13 protein-coding genes are annotated in these 17,661 nt (G+C 68.3%); 7 read left to right on the forward strand and 6 right to left on the reverse strand.

Annotated elements, in window-relative coordinates:
* Positions 1-165: 165 nt before the first annotated feature.
* The 4 genes from OG408_RS36440 to OG408_RS36455 all read right to left on the reverse strand — a co-directional run bounded on the left by OG408_RS36440 (position 166) and on the right by OG408_RS36455 (position 5,152).
* Positions 166-513, reverse strand: a complete 348-nt coding sequence (locus tag OG408_RS36440; RefSeq protein ID WP_326673780.1) for a YciI family protein — start codon at positions 511-513, stop codon at positions 166-168.
* 50 nt (positions 514-563) lie between these two features.
* The gene (locus tag OG408_RS36445) at positions 564-1,469 is read right to left on the reverse strand and encodes a Vgb family protein (protein WP_326673781.1); all 906 of its coding nucleotides are present in this window, start codon (positions 1,467-1,469) and stop codon (positions 564-566) included.
* Positions 1,470-2,173: 704 nt separating this feature from the next.
* Positions 2,174-2,875, reverse strand: a complete 702-nt coding sequence (locus tag OG408_RS36450) for a L,D-transpeptidase (RefSeq protein WP_326673782.1) — start codon at positions 2,873-2,875, stop codon at positions 2,174-2,176.
* 96 nt (positions 2,876-2,971) lie between these two features.
* Entirely contained in the window at positions 2,972-5,152 is a 2,181-nt protein-coding gene (locus OG408_RS36455) for a SpaA isopeptide-forming pilin-related protein (RefSeq protein ID WP_326673783.1), read from the reverse strand.
* Between the two features lie 793 nt (positions 5,153-5,945).
* Between OG408_RS36455 and OG408_RS36460 the strand changes: the two genes are divergently transcribed.
* Positions 5,946-7,013 carry a PP2C family protein-serine/threonine phosphatase gene (locus tag OG408_RS36460; RefSeq protein WP_326673784.1) on the forward strand — a complete coding sequence of 356 codons (1,068 nt, stop codon included), beginning with the start codon at positions 5,946-5,948 and terminating at the stop codon, positions 7,011-7,013.
* A 6-nt stretch (positions 7,014-7,019) separates the two neighbouring features.
* Here OG408_RS36460 and OG408_RS36465 read toward each other — a convergent pair whose 3' ends face one another.
* Positions 7,020-8,213 (reverse strand): PP2C family protein-serine/threonine phosphatase, encoded by a 1,194-nt coding sequence (locus OG408_RS36465; protein ID WP_326673785.1) that lies wholly within the window; start codon positions 8,211-8,213, stop codon positions 7,020-7,022.
* 1,146 nt (positions 8,214-9,359) lie between these two features.
* Here OG408_RS36465 and OG408_RS36470 point away from each other — a divergent pair.
* A complete protein-coding gene (locus OG408_RS36470) occupies positions 9,360-9,674 on the forward strand; it encodes a helix-turn-helix domain-containing protein (RefSeq protein WP_285566651.1) in 315 nt (104 codons plus the stop codon).
* Between the two features lie 218 nt (positions 9,675-9,892).
* On the opposite strand, the gene OG408_RS36475 is transcribed toward OG408_RS36470, so the two are convergent.
* A complete protein-coding gene (locus OG408_RS36475; RefSeq protein WP_326673786.1) occupies positions 9,893-10,894 on the reverse strand; it encodes an ABC transporter substrate-binding protein in 1,002 nt (333 codons plus the stop codon).
* Positions 10,895-12,416: 1,522 nt separating this feature from the next.
* On the opposite strand from OG408_RS36475, the gene OG408_RS36480 reads away from it, so the two are divergent.
* From OG408_RS36480 to OG408_RS36500, 5 genes are all read left to right on the forward strand, one after another.
* Positions 12,417-13,211 carry an ABC transporter ATP-binding protein gene (locus OG408_RS36480; protein ID WP_285566643.1) on the forward strand — a complete coding sequence of 265 codons (795 nt, stop codon included), beginning with the start codon at positions 12,417-12,419 and terminating at the stop codon, positions 13,209-13,211.
* A 150-nt stretch (positions 13,212-13,361) separates the two neighbouring features.
* The gene (locus OG408_RS36485; protein WP_285566640.1) at positions 13,362-14,018 is read left to right on the forward strand and encodes an SRPBCC domain-containing protein; all 657 of its coding nucleotides are present in this window, start codon (positions 13,362-13,364) and stop codon (positions 14,016-14,018) included.
* A complete protein-coding gene (locus tag OG408_RS36490; protein ID WP_285566639.1) occupies positions 14,015-14,875 on the forward strand; it encodes an HpcH/HpaI aldolase family protein in 861 nt (286 codons plus the stop codon). Before OG408_RS36485 ends, OG408_RS36490 begins: the two co-directional genes overlap by 4 nt.
* Positions 14,876-14,937: 62 nt before the next feature.
* Entirely contained in the window at positions 14,938-16,008 is a 1,071-nt protein-coding gene (locus OG408_RS36495) for an amidohydrolase family protein (protein WP_285566637.1), read from the forward strand.
* Complete coding sequence (locus OG408_RS36500) at positions 16,005-17,657, forward strand: thiamine pyrophosphate-binding protein (RefSeq protein ID WP_326673787.1); 1,653 nt, start codon at positions 16,005-16,007, stop codon at positions 17,655-17,657. Before OG408_RS36495 ends, OG408_RS36500 begins: the two co-directional genes overlap by 4 nt.
* The last annotated feature ends 4 nt before the right edge of the window (positions 17,658-17,661 follow it).

The raw sequence follows: 17,661 nt of genomic DNA on the forward strand, positions 1-17,661 counted from the left end.
AGCCGGCATGAGGCGATGTGGCGGCTCCGCTGACGATCCGGTGGCGCCTGACATGCAGTTCGTTGATCTCGGTCATCAGCCGACGAGTCTTGGCGAGGCGAGCCGGCGGCCGAGAGTCCGCATCGCTGCCCACGGCCGGCGGCGGCCGCCTCGGCACCGTCCGGCTCAGGCGGATTCGAGGAGCGGTCGGAGTTCGAGTGCCTCAGAAGTGGGGAAGGAGCAGGCCAGCTCGACGGCCTCGGCGTGGTCGGTCACCTCCAGCACGAACCAGCCCCCGAGCGTCTCCTCACCGCCGTGTACGGGCCCCTCGCCCACGGTGGCCACCCCGTTCTCCGCCTTCCGTACGGTGGTGGCGCCTCGGCGCCCGGTATCGAGCGCGTCGCCGCCCACCAGCTTCCCTGCGGCTGCCGTCTCGCCGATCCAGGTCTCGTATGCCTTCCGGTACAAGTCCCGGTCGGCCTGGATCTGAGCGCGCGAGGCATCCGTCTCGAAGATGACGAGTGCGTACTTCATGGTTCGTTCCTCCGGTCGCTGTTGCTGGTTCTGTTGCTGTTGGCGGGGGGTCAGCTGCCTCGACGGGCTGGTACGAGGCGGGCGAGGGAACCGACTTCCAAGGCTGCCCACAGGGCACCGTCCGGGCCGACGGTGATGCCGTGCGGTTCCGAGGCCGGGGTGGGCAGGTCGTGGACTGCTACGACGCCGTCCGTGCCGAGGGACCCGATGCGGTTGGCACCCCACTCCGTGAACCATGCCGTTCCACGGGAGTCGGTGGTGACGGCGTGGGGGCGGGACGAGCGGTCAGGCAGAGGGTGTTCGGTGATTCGGCCCTCGGGAGAGATCCGGCCGATCTGGCCGGCGGCGATCTCTGCGAACCAGACGTCACCGTCGGGGCCGACAGCGATACCCACCGGGCAGGCGGCGTCGGTGGGCAGGTCGTGGAGGAAGATCCGACCGTCCATGTCGATGCGGCCGACGGCGTTGGCCTGATTCAGCGTGAACCACATCGCGTCCTGCCCTGCGGCGATCGCGGAGGGGAACGCCCCGTCGCGCGACAGCGGGTACTCCGTGACCGTTCCGTCAGGGGTCAGGCGCCCGATGCTGTCGGTGGCGGTCTCGGTGAACCAGAGCGCACCGTCCGGCCCTGACGCGATACCGAATGGCCCGCAGGAGGCACTTGGCAGCGCGAACTCCGTGACTTGGCCCTCCGTGGTGATCCGGCCGATCCGGTGGGAGCGGTATTCGGTGAACCACAGCGCACCGTCGGGACCCGGGGTGATGACGGTCGGCCCGGAGCCGGGGTCCAACTGGTGGATGACCGGCTGCTGTCCGGGCAGCAGGCGGCCGATGCCGCCGCTCTGCACCAGGGTGAACCACAGTGCACCGTCCGGACCCGTGGTGATCCCGTAGGGGCCGCCGTCCCGTCCGGACACGACGTACTCCTCGATGGCGGGTGGCCCGGCGGACGTCACAGCGCCTGCCCCGGCCCCTCGGCAACGGCGGCTGCGATGTCCTGCGGAGCTTGCTCCCTGAGAGTGCGGGGCGGCACGGGGCGAACGATGTCTGAATGAGGCAGCACGCGGAATCCTTACCGGCGGCGGGGTTGACGTCATCGACGGTAGGGCCGGCGGTAGTCCGCCGGCATCGGTCACCCCGACTTAACATGACCGGCCCAGGGCCACCCCTGAACGGACCGGTATGCACTCGGCGGTCTTGAACGGGGCAAGTCCTGGTGGTGTGTCGGCAGACGGCGGAGTCCACGGAGACGGCCCGGCCCACGTCGGCGTCGGCCGCGGTCAGGACTGCCACGAGGACGAGTTCCGGAGTGCCGTCCACGGCCCAGTGGTCATGACACGACCGGCGAACCGGCGTCCGTGGTGGCGTGGGCGGCAGAGACCAGCCGGCAGAGTCGCTCCCATCCCGCACCGTCCTGCGCGGGCAGTGTCACCCGAAGCGAGGCTTCGAGACGCTCCGCGGCGCCCTCGTCCGGCGACCCGCACGCCTGGTCGAACTACCTCACCGAGACCATCGATCTCTTCGGTGACGAGGTCGAGGCGGTTTCGCCCCCACCACTGGGGCCACGGATGAGTGACAACGTCGCGGAGTTGACCGACAGTTCCTTTGGCGCACCGGCAGCCGGCGGCCACCTTGCCACCCCCGCTCATTGCCCGGTGCTTCAGTCCGCCGTGCCGGGCTTGACGCCCCACACGTAGACGCGGTCGTCCACCGCGAGGAGGTCCCACAGGGCCGCCGCGTCGTCCACGGTCAGGTTGACGCAGCCCGCCGAGCCGCCGCCGTCGTACAGGTCGCCCGGGTGTCCGTGGAGTGCTTGTCCGCCGTCGAAGAACTGGGCGTACGGCATGGGGGCGTTGTCGTAGATCGTGGAGACGTGGTCGCGGTGGCGCCAGTAGATCGAGTGCCACCCCGGCCGGGTCTCCTGCGCGTCGCGGCCCGTACGGATGGGCGCTGGTCCGAAGACGACCCGCTTGCCCCGCTGCACCCACAGCAGTTGGCGGTCCATGTCGACGCAGGTGACGCGGGAGGGCTCGACGGGGCAGTGTCCGGCGGCGTTCGGGTCGGGGGTGGCCTCGACGACGAGCACGGTGCGGTACGTGCCGAGGTCGGCGCGGCCGTCGGCGTGCGGCCGGTCGTGTGCGGTCTGGAAGGACCGGATTGCCCGGCAGTCGGCCATGGACTGGCGGCCGTCCACGGGCCGGCCCAGGTGCTTCTCCAGCTGGCGCTGGTAAGGCCCGGCCGGTGCCGTGCACGGGATGTCGTCGGCGGAGGCGGAGGGGGCGGCCGCCGAGGGGGCCGCGGTACACAGCAGTGCCGTGGCCGCTGTGGCGACCACGGCACCGATGAGGCTGTTGGGACGCACTGCCGGACCTCCTGGCGGATCAGTGACCGAGTCCTGCCAGCCAAGCAGCGCCCCCGCCCGGCCGCCCATTGATGGGCGGCCGGGCGAGTGACCGGATCAGGCGCGCGCACCCTCGTGGACGCGCTTCTTGCAGTCCTTGCCCTTGCAGGGCTCGCCGCGCTCGTTGGACAGTTCGACGGTGACGCCCTGCGAGCTGTTGGCCTCCGTCACCTCGAACGGCCCCGAAACAGGGTTGGCCGGCAGGACGTATCCCTCCGGGACGGCGGTCTCGCGCAGGTAGTACTCACCGAGAGGCAGATCGTCGAACGTGCACTCACCCGTGTCGTCCGTCGAGCACCCCGCGTCGGCGAGCGTGTCGGGGTTCGTCCCGGCCGTCTGGAGGCCGGGCACGTCGTTGGTCTCGCGCCACAGCTCGAAGACGGCCCCGGCGAGCGGCTGCCCGTTCTTCGCGTCCGTCTTCTCCAGGGTGAGCGAACCCGTGACCGGCGGTACCGGCTCCTCGGTGTTGGCGGCCTCGGCCTGGACGCCGGCGTCGGCGTTGTCCTCGGTCAGCACGAGCGGGCCGAACACGGCCGGATCCGGCAGTTCGTAGCCTTCGGGAGCCTGTGTCTCCTGCCAGTAGTAGGTGCCGGGCGTGGTGGTCGCGGCGCAGACACCGTTCGCCGGGGTCGTGCACGTGGTGACGAGGGTGTCCGGGTCCGCGCCCGTGGTCTGCAGGCCGTCGACGCCGTTGGTCTCCCGCCACAGTTCGAAGTCGGCACCCGCCAGCGGATCGCCCGTCTCGGCGTCCGTCTTCAGGACCCGCACCTCGCCCGTGACCGGCGGTACCGGCTCCTCGGTGTTGGTGGCCTCGACCTGGACGCCGGCGTCGGCGTTGTCCTCGGTCAGCACGAGCGGGCCGAACACGTCGGGGTCGGGCAGTTCGTAGCCTTCAGGTGCTGCCGTCTCGCGCCAGTAGTACGTGCCCACGGTGGTGGTCTCGGCGCAGACGCCGTTCGAAGGTGTGGTGCAGGTGTCCACCAGGGTGTCGGGGTCCGTGCCGGTGGTCTGGAGGCCGTCGACGCCGTTGGTCTCTCGCCACAGCTCGAAGTCGGCACCCGCCAGCGGATCGCCGGTCTCGGCGTCCGTCTTCAGGACCCGCACCTCGCCCGTGACCGGCTGCGGTCCGTCGCAGTCCGGGAGGTCGCCGTTGAAGGGGTACGCGTGGAACTCCTGGCCGCCACCGCCGGTCGCGGAGCTGGTGTGCGTCACCGAACCGGTGGTGAAGAACCTGCCGTTGACGCCCGGAAGGGACACGGTGGTCATCGAGGACTGCTCGCCCATCAGGAAGCTGCCCTGGAACTGGCCGGTCCCCGCCAGGTCCACGGTGGTGGCGTCCGGGAAGTTCCACAGGAGGCGTTCGCGGTAGGCGTTCAGCGGGTCGGTGTCCGCGATTCCGCCGCTGTAGGTGTTGATCGCGCGGTCGGCCCCGATGACGTTGACCAGGATCGTCGCGTCGTCGGGGATGCTGTCGGGGTCGAAGACGACTCCCTGCTGGCCGCCGCCGTCGGCCGTCAGGTCGAAGTCCACGTTGAAGACCTGGAGGGCGGACGTCCCGTCACCCGTGAAGAGGGTCTGCGTGCCCTGGTTGACCGCGGTCCCGGTCGGAGTCCGGAGCTGCCCGCCGGGCCGGGCGTAGCACTGGCTGGCGTCGGTGAGCTGGTCGCGCAGTCCCACGTAGGGTGCCGCGGCGTCCGGGTCCTGGACGAGGGCCCCGGTGACGGTGCCGGTCTGCGTACCGGCGTAGCGCACGGTGCCCACCTCGTCGACGAGGCCGCCGGTCGTGTCGAGGGTCTGGCCATCGGCGATCGTCACGTCTCCGCCGGTGGTCAGGAAGTCGGAGTCGACGGGCGGCGGGACACGGGATCCGACACCGACGATCCCGAGGTTGTACGAACCGCCCGCCTCCGGGTCCTTGTCCTGGTCGAAGTCGTCGAGCACCACGACCCGGCCCTCGGCCTCGGCCGCCCGGCCGCGTACGAGGAAGTCGTCCCCGACGTAGATGTTGATCGCGTCGTCCCGGCCCGCGAAGTCCCCGTTGTTGATCGGCGGGAACGGGTCCGGGCAGTCGCCCGGCACGCACGGGCCCAGCCCGCCGGGCAGCGGCGCGGCGGCGGCGGGCGCCGCGCTCAGGCCGAGAGTGAAGGCAGGGACGACGGTGGCCAGCACGGCGCAGGCCGCGCCGGTGGCGCGGGCGCGGGCGCGCAGCGCGGCAAAGCGCTTGGGCATGGGTCTCATACGGGCATCCTGGGCAGCGGCTGCGCACCGGTTCCGGGGCGACACGGGCCATTGCCCCGTCCAGCGGCCGACCCCACCCGGACGGACCTCCCCCGACACGCCCTGCTTCGGATCCTCACCAGCGGCCGGCTCGCGAGGCCAGAAGTCGACGGGTTGCCGTGATCGGTGAGGATCGCACCGTGTGGTTCGCCGACCCACCACGTGGCCGGCCTCGTCCAAAGCAGCGGTGACCTGCAGGAGCTTGTGGCGAAGTGGCCCAGTGGTCGTCGGTCGCCCTTGTCCGCTGCGCGCACCGTCGATGTGACGGATGCTGGAGACGCTGTGCGGAATCCAGGGAGCCGCATGACGCCGTCGGAGCCTGCGGAGAAAAGGGCCTGAGCTGCGGGTTCGTGGCTCGAGTAGCCTTTCTGCTTGTTTCCCACCGAGCAGGGGGTGGAGTGGACGGCTCGCCCCCGCATGCCTCCTGACGCGTACATTGCAGCAGGTCAGGGTGGGTGCGGGGAGGGTCGTGCGCCTGGGTGACGTTGTGGCCGGCCGCTGCTGGGGCAGCTGCGGTCTCCATTGAATTGAGGGTGACCGCTTGCCCGGGGCACCGGTCTCTGCCCAGGGCCCGCAGGCTCTCGTGTGCGGCCAGACCCTGGCCCCGACGGATCGTTCGCGGGCCTGCCCGCAGACTGTGGGCCGGGCCCACGCTTCGGCTCGTGTGTTCCTCCCTGCCTCCGTATGCTGATCTAGGTACCTGGATCGGTGAGTGCGGGAGATGGTTGTGCTTCTTCGCCTCTTCAGAACAGCCATGGCGGTACCGGCCGCACTGCCGCTGGCGGTCATGGGAATCGCCCTCGTCGTGGACGTAGCCACGGGTACCCAGTTCAACCTGCTGCCGGTCTACGCGGCCGGCCCGGCTCTCGCCGCAGCGCGTGGACCTGTACGCCTCGTCCCGGCGGTGGGCGTGGTCGCGATGGCCGTTTGCGTCGCAGTGGCGGCGAGTTCGGGCCGTCTGGGCTACGCCCGGATGTACGTCGCGCTGATCGCCATCCTGTACGTCACGCTGGCCGCGTCATACGCGGCGTGGGCCAGGAGCAGGGCGGAACGACGCCTCGTGGATGTGCAGGAAGTCGCCAACACCTTGGAGGACGTGCTCTTCGCCCCTGTGCCGCCGATGATCGGCCCCGTCCGACTCGCTGGTTCGTATGTCTCTGCGAGTCGGGCCACCCGCGTCGGAGGGGACCTGTACAAGGCGGTGGCCTCTTCTCGGGGGGCCCGAGTAGTGATTGCCGATGTCCAGGGCAAGGGGCTCGGAACCGTACGCTGCGCGGCCGTGGTGCTGGCCGCGTTCCGGGAAGCCGCTCCCGACGCGGTCCAGCTGACGGAGATCGCCCGTCGCGTGGAGACCGCTCTGGACCGCAGCACTGACGGCGAGCGGTTCGTGACCGGCCTCCTCGCTCAGGTCAGCGACGCCGGACACCTCGTGGTGCTCAACCAGGGCCACCCCGCTCCGCTGCTGGTGACCACCCACGGGCGGGCCGAGCTGATCGAACCGAGCGTGTCCCTTCCACCTTTCGGACTCACCGCCCTAGCGGGAGCGGACCCCCAGCAGGAAGGGGTCACACGATCGACTCTTCAGGCCGGCGACCGGATCCTCTTCTACACCGACGGGCTCAGCGAGGCCAGGGACGGCACCGGCCGCTTCTACCCAGTGGCCGAGCGGGCGGGGCCACTGCTCGCTGAAGGCCGTCCGGAAACAGCCCTGCGCCGACTGCGTGCCGACGTGGCCACGTTCACCGGGAGCACCCCGAACGACGACTCCGCGCTGCTCCTCCTGGAATTCGACCCGGGAAACCCGCCATCTAAGAGAGCCTGAGCGGGCTCAGGGCGCCCGATCGGCAGGTGCTGCCGCGGGGCCTTGCCAGTCGAGGCACAGGACGGTTGCGTCGTCCTTCGGCGGTCGGTCGCCGTAGGCGTCGGCCACTGCGGCTACCAGAGTGCGGACGACCTCGCGTGGGTGCTCGGCGGCGGTCTGGACCAGGAGGCCGGGCAGGTCGACCGTCTGCGCTTCGCGTTCCTGCATGCCGTCTGTGTGCAGCACGAGACGGTCACCGGGGCGCAGGTCGATGTCCTGTACCTGATAGGACCCCTGCGAGGTGAAGCCGAAGGGCATGTCGACGGCCAGGCCCAGCTCCTCGACCGTGCCGTCGCGAAGCCGGAGGGGCCCGGGGTGGCCGGCGTTGACGAGCTGGGCGAGGCTCCCGTCGAGGGAGATGCGCAGCAGCTGGCCGGTGGCGAAGGTGTGCCGCCCGTGATCGAGGAGGGCCTGATGCATCTGGCGGGCCTGTTCGGCGAGATCCGCTCCGGCGCGGCGTGCGCCGCGGGAGGCGTTCACGACGAGGGTAGCGATGAGTGAGGCATTGACGTCGTGGCCCATGGCGTCGGTGACGGACAGGTGCAGAGCGTTGCTGTCGAGGCTGTAGTCGTAGGTGTCTCCGGCGATGTCCGAGGCCGGAACGAGGGCTCCGGCGAGGGCGAACTCCGCCGCCTCGCACGAGGGGGCCGAGGGGAGGAGCTGGCGCTGGATCTCCGCCGCCAGGCTGACCGCCGTGGTGCGATTGCCCCAGTGGTAGAGGTCGGTGAAGCGACGGTCGGTGACGATGATGTACGCCAGCGCGTGCGCGGCCTCCTCGACCTGCTCCAACACGTCCTCGGTCACGACGTCGAGGAACAGCTCCAGCACGCCGATGGTGTCCCCGCGGTTGGTCACCGGCGCAAGGACCCGCTGCCCCTGCCCGCCCTCCTCCAACCGCACCGGTCTCTGGGCGCGCAGAACCTTGTCGTAGATGCCACTGCCGACGAGGGGGACTCTCTCAGCTCGGTGCCCCTGTGAGGCGCCTGCTGTGTCGTTCACCCGCAACAGACGTCTGCCGACCACGTCGACGAACAGGAACGATACGTACCGCGCGCCGAACCGGGCACGCAGATTGCGGGCCACGACATCAAGCGAGTCCACCGGTGCGGCGTCCTCTGCCGCAGCCAGCACTTCAGCCAGTCCAAGCCGATCACACGCCACCACAGCCTCCAAAAGTTAAGAGGGCTTCTGCCCGCCCACCCGCCCCGCAGTACCTCGGCCGAAAAATCCACCCCACCCGACCCCGGAGGCGCTCCTCACCAGACTTCTCACGTCCTGCTCCTCACCAGATCGTCGTGCTGGCCCCGGCGGCACCTTGAGCATGCTGCAGCTATGAAGCGGGTCCGTCCTGTCCGGGTCGGATGCCGGGGTGAGGCGGGCGGTGAAGGCACGGGTGACCGGGCGAGCCCGGCCGATACAGGCCGCGCGGCCGCCCTGGACCACGGCTGGTACGGGGGCGTGGAAGTGATGCTGATCGTCGTCGTACTGCTCATACGCGTACATCCCACCTGTGATCGGTTGTACTGCTTGTGACGTGACGCCCCGCCTGCCCGCTCTGCGAGTCCTTCACACCTCCCGGTGGATGTGCTCAGTGCAGTTTCCAGGTAATGCGCACCGCAGGACATCACTGTCAGTTGGTTCAGGAAATCTGCCATGGCGGAGGTAGACATGCGGGTCGCGCTGGGGTTAGTGTTTTGCCCGTAGCCAAGAGATCGAGCGGCCCGGCAGAGATGAACTGCCGGGAAGCACTACACGTAAGTGCAGGTCGGTGCGGTGGTGGAGTTCCGAAGCCAGGTATTTGCAGAAAGGGCGACGGGACTGGCCCCGGACCGGGTGGCCCGCAGTGATCAGGGGCCACCATGAGCAGTACGCAAGTGCAGTCGCAGTACCAGTGGTCCCTCGGTAAAGGCGTCAGGCTGCGGCGCGCGTACCGGGAAGTTCGGCAGTGGGGTTCTAAGCCAGAGCAGACGCAGGACGGGCGACGGGGCTGGCTGCCGGAGTGGCGCTGGGAGAGGCCACCAGGAGTACGGAAGTAGTTTGTCCAGAGGGAAGAACGGAGGAGCCAGGCGCCATCAGGATCGCCCGGGCGGAGTGTTGAGCCCGGGTACCGCAGGACATCGATAGTGAGGTGGTCTCCGGTCAAGCAACCGCGATCCCCGCAACCCCCGGACCTCTTCCCGGCAGGTATGCGGAAACACAGAGCCGGCGTAGCCGATCAAGGCCGGCTGATGGTGTAGCAGTTCCTTCGGGGCCCTGGTGCCAATGGCACCAGGGCCCCTCCGACGCGTGTTCCACAGGAAGGTACAGATGACAGCAGACGATTCGTTCGGCCGCCTCGATGATGATGACTACCCCGCCTACACCATGGGCCGGGCCGCCGAGATGCTCAACACCACCCAGAGCTTCCTCCGCGCCATCGGCGAAGCCCGCCTCATCACCCCGCTGCGCTCCGCGGGCGGCCACCGCCGCTACTCCCGCTACCAGCTGCGCATCGCGGCCCGCGCCCGCGAACTCGTCGACCAAGGCACCCCCATCGAGGCCGCCTGCCGCATCGTCATCCTGGAGGACCAGCTCGAGGAAGCCCAGCGCATCAACGCCGAGCATCACCGCGCCGGCGAATAGAGCAGTCCACGAGATCGTGCTTGTCCGGCCGACGGGATGCAGTCTCGGTCTCGCAGGTGCCACGCGCCTCCCCAGCAGCGGTGTGTCCAACTGCGCGTCGGCCGGGTCTGCTCCGGTGCTGGCTCGATCGTCCTTAGCGCGAGTAGCTCAGGACAAGTAGTCGTTGGTCCAGAACCCCGATTCTATTTTGGCTGACCCGGGCAGGGTGCCCAACTCCATCACGAACTGGAGCGTGTGCTTCCATGTGCCCTTGTCCATATCTGCGAAATAGGGCCAATCGACTTCCTCAATGTGGCCGGCATCACTGCGTCCGGGATGCCGGGCATCGCCTGCCTGACTGCAGGGACAATGGCCGGGTCGTCCACATGTAAGTTCAGGTAGGCCGAGCCCTGTTCCACCGCCGTGATGAATTTCTTGACTGTCGAGGCGTGCTGGGCGGCGTACGTTCTGCGGCTCACCACTACCTGTCCGTAGCCGGCGTAGGACCCTGACCATTCATGCACCGTCTGTGAGTTCGCTACGACGACGCCGTCTCCGGCGGCCTGGATCTGCAACGGAAGCGGCTCCGAGGTCACGAACCAGTCGATCCGGCCATCGGTGAGTGCTGCCCTGTCCTCGGTGGGGCTGGCCAGAGACACCCAGGAGACTTCGTCGAGGTCCACGGAGCGGTTCTTGAGGAACATCTCCGCCTCTGCCCTTGTGTTGGCCGAGCTGTAGCCGCCGACTGAGCCCCTGAGGGTCTGGGCCGCCTTCTTGGGGGATGTCTTGGAAGTGAGTGCATGCTGCTCTGCGAACCGCTTGTTCACGACAAGTCCGAGCGGATTGCCGAGCCCGTCTGCACCGATCGCCACTTCCTTCTTCCCCTTCGCCACCGCTGAGAGGAAGTTGGTGGGGCTGGAGTTGAGGAACTCAAGGGCGCCGGACTCGAGGGACGGCCGTCCACTGGCTGCTGTCACATGTACGAATGTGACCTTCAGCCCCTGCTCTCGGAAGAAGCCGCGGGCATCCGCCACCCGCAGGGGGGCGTCAAAGATGTTGCCCGCGACGCCGACGGTGACTGATTCCGCCTCGTTGGAGGCGGGGCTGCTATACCCGCTGCACGCTGCCAGCAGGACCGAACCGAGCGCGATGGTGGTCGCGACCACCATCCTCCTGGCGCCGAGCGACGACGGCCTGCTGCTGGCGGATGCTGACGCGGTCCGTCTGAGGGGGTACTCCATGATTCTCCTGTCACCAAGTCTTAGGGGCGGGGATCGGCCGGCGGGTGCACGGGAAGCCGGCGAGCCCCTGGCCGGCTCGCCATTCCCCAGTCGATCGGGTCCGGCGGCACGGAGGCGTCGCGTCCTCGCCGGTCTGGCAACGGGAAGCACCCCAGCCGTGCGTCAGCGTGGCGGGCTAGCCACGTCCGTGGGCGGGGGAGGCTTCAGGTTGTGCGGATCAAAGGGCTGACCCTTCGCGTCCTTCCGGCCTCCGACAGCATCGCGAGGCATCCTGCAGGGAGTGCGGCTTCGCCGATGTCGCGGAGCCGAGGCCTTTGTTCGTGCTCGACGGGGGTTCTTGGCATCTCGGCGTGATCGTTCCGTGCGCAGGGAGAACGGCGGATCGTGCCTGACGTGGTAGCGCCTCGGGTGGGCAGCCGCGTTGGTTCGCCACCAGCGTTGCTTTAGCTCGCAGGGTGAGCGGCGAACGGGCGCGCGACGGTGAGCGACGTCTGCCGACAGGACAGGGCGTTCGTCTACCGCGTCGGCACGGCCGTTCTCCTTGTGTGGTCAGCCATCCCTGCGCGATTGCAGATTGTCTGACAAGTGGTGCGTGGGAATGTAGCAGCAGTGATGTCGCGCTTCAAGGGTCCAGGTGAAGGGCTGCGTGTTGCGCTTGGTCGGTCTGTTCAGCGTTATCTCGGTGGTTGCTGCCGGGCGGTCGCCTCATCTGCCCCTTGGAGGGAAGGGCGTCATCTGTCGCGGGAGGGGAAATCAGGTATCAGAACCTTCGGGTGAACAGTTTTGTCCGACGATCCTTGTTGCAAATCAGTCAAATCAGTCATACTCAACCTTGATTGAGACTGGCGGGGTGCCGCTGCTGGAGGGTGCGGAATCAGAGGCTGGGTGCATCGGTCACCCGCCTGTCCGGTCAGGAGTTGCGTCACCGGTTCCGAGGGGGGCGTCGAGAGGCTCGAGCGGCCCGCTGATGCGCGCACCCTCGACTGTGGGCGCTTCGTCCCGTGGGGTGCCCTCTTGGGGTCGCGCCAGGAGGCTGTCGTTCGCCGTCGAGTGTCGCACTGGCCCGGCAGGTCGGCGTGGCACGGTCGGGGCTGGGACATCTTCTGCCGCCGGGCCGGCGCCCCGCGCTCTTGGGCTGAGTGACGGCGTTGCTCTGGTGTCGGCCCCCACCTCGCGGGTGCAGCACCCTGTGCGCTCGAGGTGTGGCGCTCTGCCGGTGACGACCCTTTGTCGGACAGTTCTCCAATGGGTAACCCGCGATTCCTGTGAATGACGGCTTCTTCCTGCGCACTTCTTGTGCGGCCCGGATGGCGGTGTTAGCTTCCCCTCATCGGTTGTCAGACAATCTGGCGGCGTCGGCGTCGCCGATGACTGATCAGCAGGAGAGCCAACGCCAACCTGGATGCCCGTCCGCGTGCTCCAGGCGCACCACCTTCACAGCACCGCCATCCACGACGCCGCCACAGGCGCGAGCGCACGGCCCCGCTTCAGCTCTTGCGAGGACGAGGCCGAGGAGACAGATATGTCGACCACACAGCGCAACTCCCATTCGGAGGCACTCCGTCTGGACCACGTCACGCTGGAGTTTCCCGGGACTCACCGACCGGCGATCGAGGACGTGTCGTTCAGTGTCGATCGCGGCAAGGTCGTGGCCGTGATCGGGCCCAGCGGGTGCGGAAAGAGCACCATCCTCAACCTGGCCGCCGGACTGCTCACTCCTACGCAGGGGCAGGTCCACTACGCCGGCGAACCGGTCACGGGCGTCAACTCCGACGCGGCGTACGTGACTCAGCAGTCCCACTTGCTGCCCTGGCTGAGCGTCCAGTCCAACATCGGACTGGCGCTGAAGTTCCGCAAGGTTCCCAAGGAGGAACGCGAAGAGCGCGTCGCCCAGTGGGTCGAACTCGTCGGCCTGACCGGCTTCGAGCATCACTTTCCCCGAGAGTTGTCCGGCGGCATGCAGAAGCGCTGCGCGATAGCGCGGGCCTTGATCTACAACCCGTCCATCGTGCTGATGGACGAGCCGTTCGGGCCGCTCGACGCCATCACCCGTCTGGAACTCCAGCAGGAACTGCTCAACATCTGGCGGGAGCAGAACGGGACTCTGATCTTCGTCACGCACGACCTCAACGAGGCCATCTACCTGGCCGACGAAGTCATCGTGATGTCCAAGGGGCCCGGCACGATCCGCCGTGTCATCAAGGTTCCCTTCGAACGTCCTCGGCAGATCGGTTCGCTCGTCGAGTCGCCCGAGTTCTCGGAGCTCTACAACGACCTCTGGGGTCTGTTCGCCGCCGAGCGCAAGGCCGCCGCGTAGCACAGCCAGGCCCCGGAGCCGGATCGGACAGCCCGCACAGGTCCCCGGTCCATGTCCGGAGCTCCGCGCCCCAAGACACCATGCCGGTCGTGCCGTCACGCCCCCTTGTCCGTCTGACGTCGCACCTGCCGCCCAGTGAGGTACACAGCTTTGATATCGATCACGGAAGAGATCGTCGTTCCGAGTCCGCCCGAACGGGTGTGGGAGGTCATCTCCGATCCCTCTGCCGTCGTCTCGTGCATCGGCGGCGCCGAGCTCGGCCCGTCGCACGACGACGGATCCTTTGACGGCACCCTGGCCATCAGGTTCGGTGGCCTCCGGGTCAAGTTCGCCGCCCGGGTTTCCCTCGATCTGGACGAGACCGCACATGAGGGACGTCTTACGGCCCGCGGCGCGGACGGGCAGGGGGCCACCCGCTTCAGTGCCGGCGCCACCTTCCGGGTCGTCGAGGGGGACACCCCCGGCGCCTCGCGGGTCTTCTGCGACGGGGAGATCAAACTCAACGGCAAACTCGCCAAGTTGATCGAGTCGGGTGCGGGGATGGTGGTCTCCAGAATGACGAAGGAGTTCACCGACCAACTGGTCCAGAAGTGCGCCGCCGCTCCTGCCGAGCCCCTTGCTGCCACGCCAGTGGAACCTGCCGCAGCCACATCCGACGGGACGCGGACCGCTCAGCCGCGGTCGGCCGGACTATTTGCCCGCTTGCGGGCGTGGTGGGCAGATCAACGGGCCAGGCGCGCGGGACGGACGACGCAGCGTCCTGAGGGCAAGTCCGCGGAGGCACTCGACCAGGGAGGTCGGCGATGACAACATCCAGGCTCAACAAGGTGATCGGCGCCCTGGCCGAAGGGAAGCACGTCTTCGCGACCTTCGCGGCGGCCGATCCGACGTCGGCGATCGAGCTGAGCAACTCGGACTACGACGCCGTGGTGTTCGAGATGGAGCACAAGCCCTGGGACATCAATGCGCTCAAAGACAGCTTCCAGTACCTGCTGAGCAGGCGCCGGGTCTTTGAGGCGCACAGCCTGGCGCCGGACGTCACCCCGATGGTGCGGATCCCCGCCAACGGTGCGGAGAAGGCGCAGTGGCATGCCAAGCAGGCACTCGACCTGGGCGCGTTCGGCATCATCTGGCCGCACATCTCCACCGTGGAGGAAGCCCGTAACGCCGTCGCCGCCTGCCGCTACCCGCGACTGCCCGACACTCCGCGCTACGAGCCCGCCGGCCTGCGAGGGGACGGCCCGCACGCCGCGACACGGTACTGGGGCATCTCGAACATCGAGTACTACGCCCGCGCCGACGTATGGCCGCTCGACCCCGACGGCGAGATCCTGGTCGGCCTCATGATCGAGGACCAGCTCGGCATCAAGAACCTGCCGGACATCCTCGACCAGGTGCCGGGCATCGGACTGATCCTGATCGGCGAGGGCGACATGAGCCAGGAACTGGGCTTCCCGCGCCAGTACGAACACCCGCGTGTCCTGGAGTGCAAGCGGCAGATCCTCGACATCTGCGCCGAGCGCGGAGTCGCCGTTGCCCACCCGCACGTCACCGCCGGCAACGTCAAGCAGGTGCTCGACGACGGCTACCGCTTCCTGATGTCGGCGCCGGTGCGTACCTACCCCGGCCTGCAGAAGGCCCGCGAGCTGACCGGCCGCAGCTGAGGGACGCACCAGCCCGGGCCGCACGGCACGTCACCACCGCATCGCAAGTTTCGGAGTAATTCATGATCATCGACAGTCATGGTCACTTCACCACGGCGCCTCCCGCGCTGGGGGAGTGGCGCGAGAAGCAGATCAGAGCGTTCGAGGAATGCGGCGCCCGGGTCTCGCCCGACGAGCTGCACATCAGCGACGACGAGATCCGTACCGCCATCGAGAACGGGCAGCTCAAGCTGCAGATGGAGCGCGGCACCGACCTGACGGTCTTCTCGCCGGGTGCGGGCAAGATGGCTCATCACTACGGCGACGAGCAGACCAGCCTCGACTGGTCCCGGGTCAGCAACGACCTGATCGCCCGGGTGTGCGGTCTCTTCCCCGAGCGGTTCGTGGGCGTGTGCCAGCTCCCGCAGTCGCCGGGCGACGCCCTGGCCGCTTCGCTAGGCAACTCCGTCATCGAACTGGAACGCTGCGTAGAGGAGTTGGGCTTCATCGGCTGTCTCCTCAATCCGGACCCATCGGACGGCTACTACCAGGCGCCGCCGTTGACGGACCGGGTCTACTACCCGCTGTACGAGAAGATGGTCGAGCTCGACGTCCCCGCGATGGTTCATGTCGCGATGTCGAGGAACCCGGCGATGCAGGGCACCTGTGCCCACTACCTCGCCGGCGACACCGCGGCGTTCATGCAGCTGTGCGAGGCGGACCTGTTCAAGGACTTCCCGACGCTGAAGCTGATCCTGCCGCACGGCGGCGGCGCCGTCCCGTACCACTGGGGCCGCTACCGCGGAATGATGCAGGACCGCGGTCGGCCGCCGCTGGAGGAGTCGATCCTGCGCAACGTCTATTTCGACACCTGCGTGTACCACAAGCGCGGCATGGAACTGCTGCTGGACATCATCCCCGCCCAGAACGTCCTGTTCGCCTCGGAGATGATCGGCGCCGTCCGCAGCGTGGACCCGGAGACCGGGCGTCGGTTCGACGACACCAAGTACACCCTCGACTCCATCGACACCCTGAGCGACACCGACCGCCAGGCGGTCTACGGAGGCAACGCGCTCCGGGTCTTCTCACGGCTCGACGGCGTCCTGAAAGCGCGGGCGACGGCCGCGGCGAACGTGAAGGAGTCCCACAAGTGAAGGTCTACGAAGCACTCGCCGAGGCGTTCGTCAAGGAAGGCACCAGCGACGTCTTCGGCATGATGGGCGACGCCAACATGCACTGGATGGCCGCGCTCGCCGACCGCGGTGTACGGCTGTACGAGGTGCGGCACGAGGGCTCCGGACTCGGCATGGCGGACGGCTGGGCCCGCGGCGCGGGACAGCCCGGCGTGGTTACCACGACCAGCGGCCCCGGCGTCTCGCAGCTCGCCACTTCGATGCTCTGCGCGAGCCGGGCGGGCACCCCCCTGGTGGCCTTCTGCGGGGAGACCCCGCTGGGCGACGAGGGAGCCACGCAGTACCTCGACCAACGGCGCTTCGCCGCCGCGATCGAGTGCGAGTTCATCCAGGTGACCCGGCCCGAGAACGCTCAGGAGGCGGTACGAGACGCCTTCTACCTGGCACGGACCAAGTCCAAGCCGGTCATGATCAGCGCGCCGTTCGACGTCCAGGTCGCCGATATGGACGACTACGACGAGAACTATGTGCCGTCCACCGCCCTGATCGAGAAGTCCCGGCTGCTGCCCGACCCGTCCAAGGTCCAGGCAGCCTGCGACCTGATCCAGGACGCCAAGCGTGTAGTGATCATCGCCGGGCGGGGTGCACGCAAGGCGGAGTCGGGCGAGGAGATCCTTGCTCTGCAGGAGCAGACGGGCGGCCTGCTGGCCACCACCCTGCAGGCGAAGAACTGGCTGTGCGACCGCACCGACTTCCACGTCGGCCTGTCGGGCCTGTTCGGCGACAAGCTGTCGATGGAGCTGCTGCAGGAAGCCGACTGCGTGATCGCGGTGGGCGCCAGCCTGAACCACTACACCATCGAGAGCGGCTACCTCTACCCCGAGGCCGAGTACATCCAGATCGACACCGCTCCACACCTGGTCATGGGCAACGGCAAGGGGGCGGACTGCTACCTGCAGGCCGACGCGGTCACGGCTCTCAGCGAGCTGACCCGCGTGCTTCAGGAACGTTCGGTCCGGCTGGAGGGTTACCACACCGACCAGGTCCGCCAGCACCTGACCGGCCGGCTCCAGCAGCCGCAGTACGTGCAGGAGCCCGGCCGGCTCGACCCGCGCGAGGCCATCTGGATCCTCGACCACGAACTTCCGGGCGAGATCGGTCTGGTCCTGGGAAGCGGACACCAGACCGACTTCGGCACCATGCTCTTCCAGCGCTCCCGTGACGTGCTCTCCAACTACGGCATGTTCGGCGCCATCGGCCAGGCACCCCTGATCGCCATGGGCCAGATGGTCGCCAAGGGCAACAAGCCCGGCTTCGTGGTGGAGGGTGACGCGAGCTTCATCATGCACCTGTCCGAGTTCGAAACGGCGTGCCGGTACGACATCCCGCTGCTGGTCGTCGTGATGAACGACCAGGGCCTGGGCGCCGAATACCACAAGGCGAAGGCCAAGGGACTCGACCCTGAGCTGGCGACCATCTCCACGCCGGAACTGGGCGCGGTCGCCCAGGCACTTGGCGGTGGCGGGGCCACGGTCCGCACCGCACAGGAGCTGCGTGACGCACTGGCGGAGTACGTGCGGGCTCCCCGGCCCACAGTGATCGACGTCCGCATCACCCGAGAGGTGCTGAGCACCCCGTACCGCCGCATCCAGTACGGCGAGGACGTGTGAGCCG

Origin of the sequence: Streptomyces sp. NBC_01257, from assembly GCF_035917255.1 — a bacterium.
GTDB lineage: Bacteria > Actinomycetota > Actinomycetes > Streptomycetales > Streptomycetaceae > Streptomyces.

Excerpts from the sequence above, each read along its gene's own strand:
- OG408_RS36440 (WP_326673780.1), bottom strand. The coding sequence starts at position 513 with ATGAAGTACGCACTCGTCATCTTCGAGACGGATGCCTCGCGCGCTCAG.
- OG408_RS36455 (WP_326673783.1), bottom strand. The coding sequence starts at position 5,152 with ATGAGACCCATGCCCAAGCGCTTTGCCGCGCTGCGCGCCCGCGCCCGC.
- OG408_RS36460 (WP_326673784.1), top strand. The coding sequence starts at position 5,946 with ATGGCGGTACCGGCCGCACTGCCGCTGGCGGTCATGGGAATCGCCCTC.
- OG408_RS36470 (WP_285566651.1), top strand. The coding sequence starts at position 9,360 with ATGACAGCAGACGATTCGTTCGGCCGCCTCGATGATGATGACTACCCC.
- OG408_RS36475 (WP_326673786.1), bottom strand. The coding sequence starts at position 10,894 with ATGGAGTACCCCCTCAGACGGACCGCGTCAGCATCCGCCAGCAGCAGG.
- OG408_RS36480 (WP_285566643.1), top strand. The coding sequence starts at position 12,417 with ATGTCGACCACACAGCGCAACTCCCATTCGGAGGCACTCCGTCTGGAC.
- OG408_RS36490 (WP_285566639.1), top strand. The coding sequence starts at position 14,015 with ATGACAACATCCAGGCTCAACAAGGTGATCGGCGCCCTGGCCGAAGGG.
- OG408_RS36495 (WP_285566637.1), top strand. The coding sequence starts at position 14,938 with ATGATCATCGACAGTCATGGTCACTTCACCACGGCGCCTCCCGCGCTG.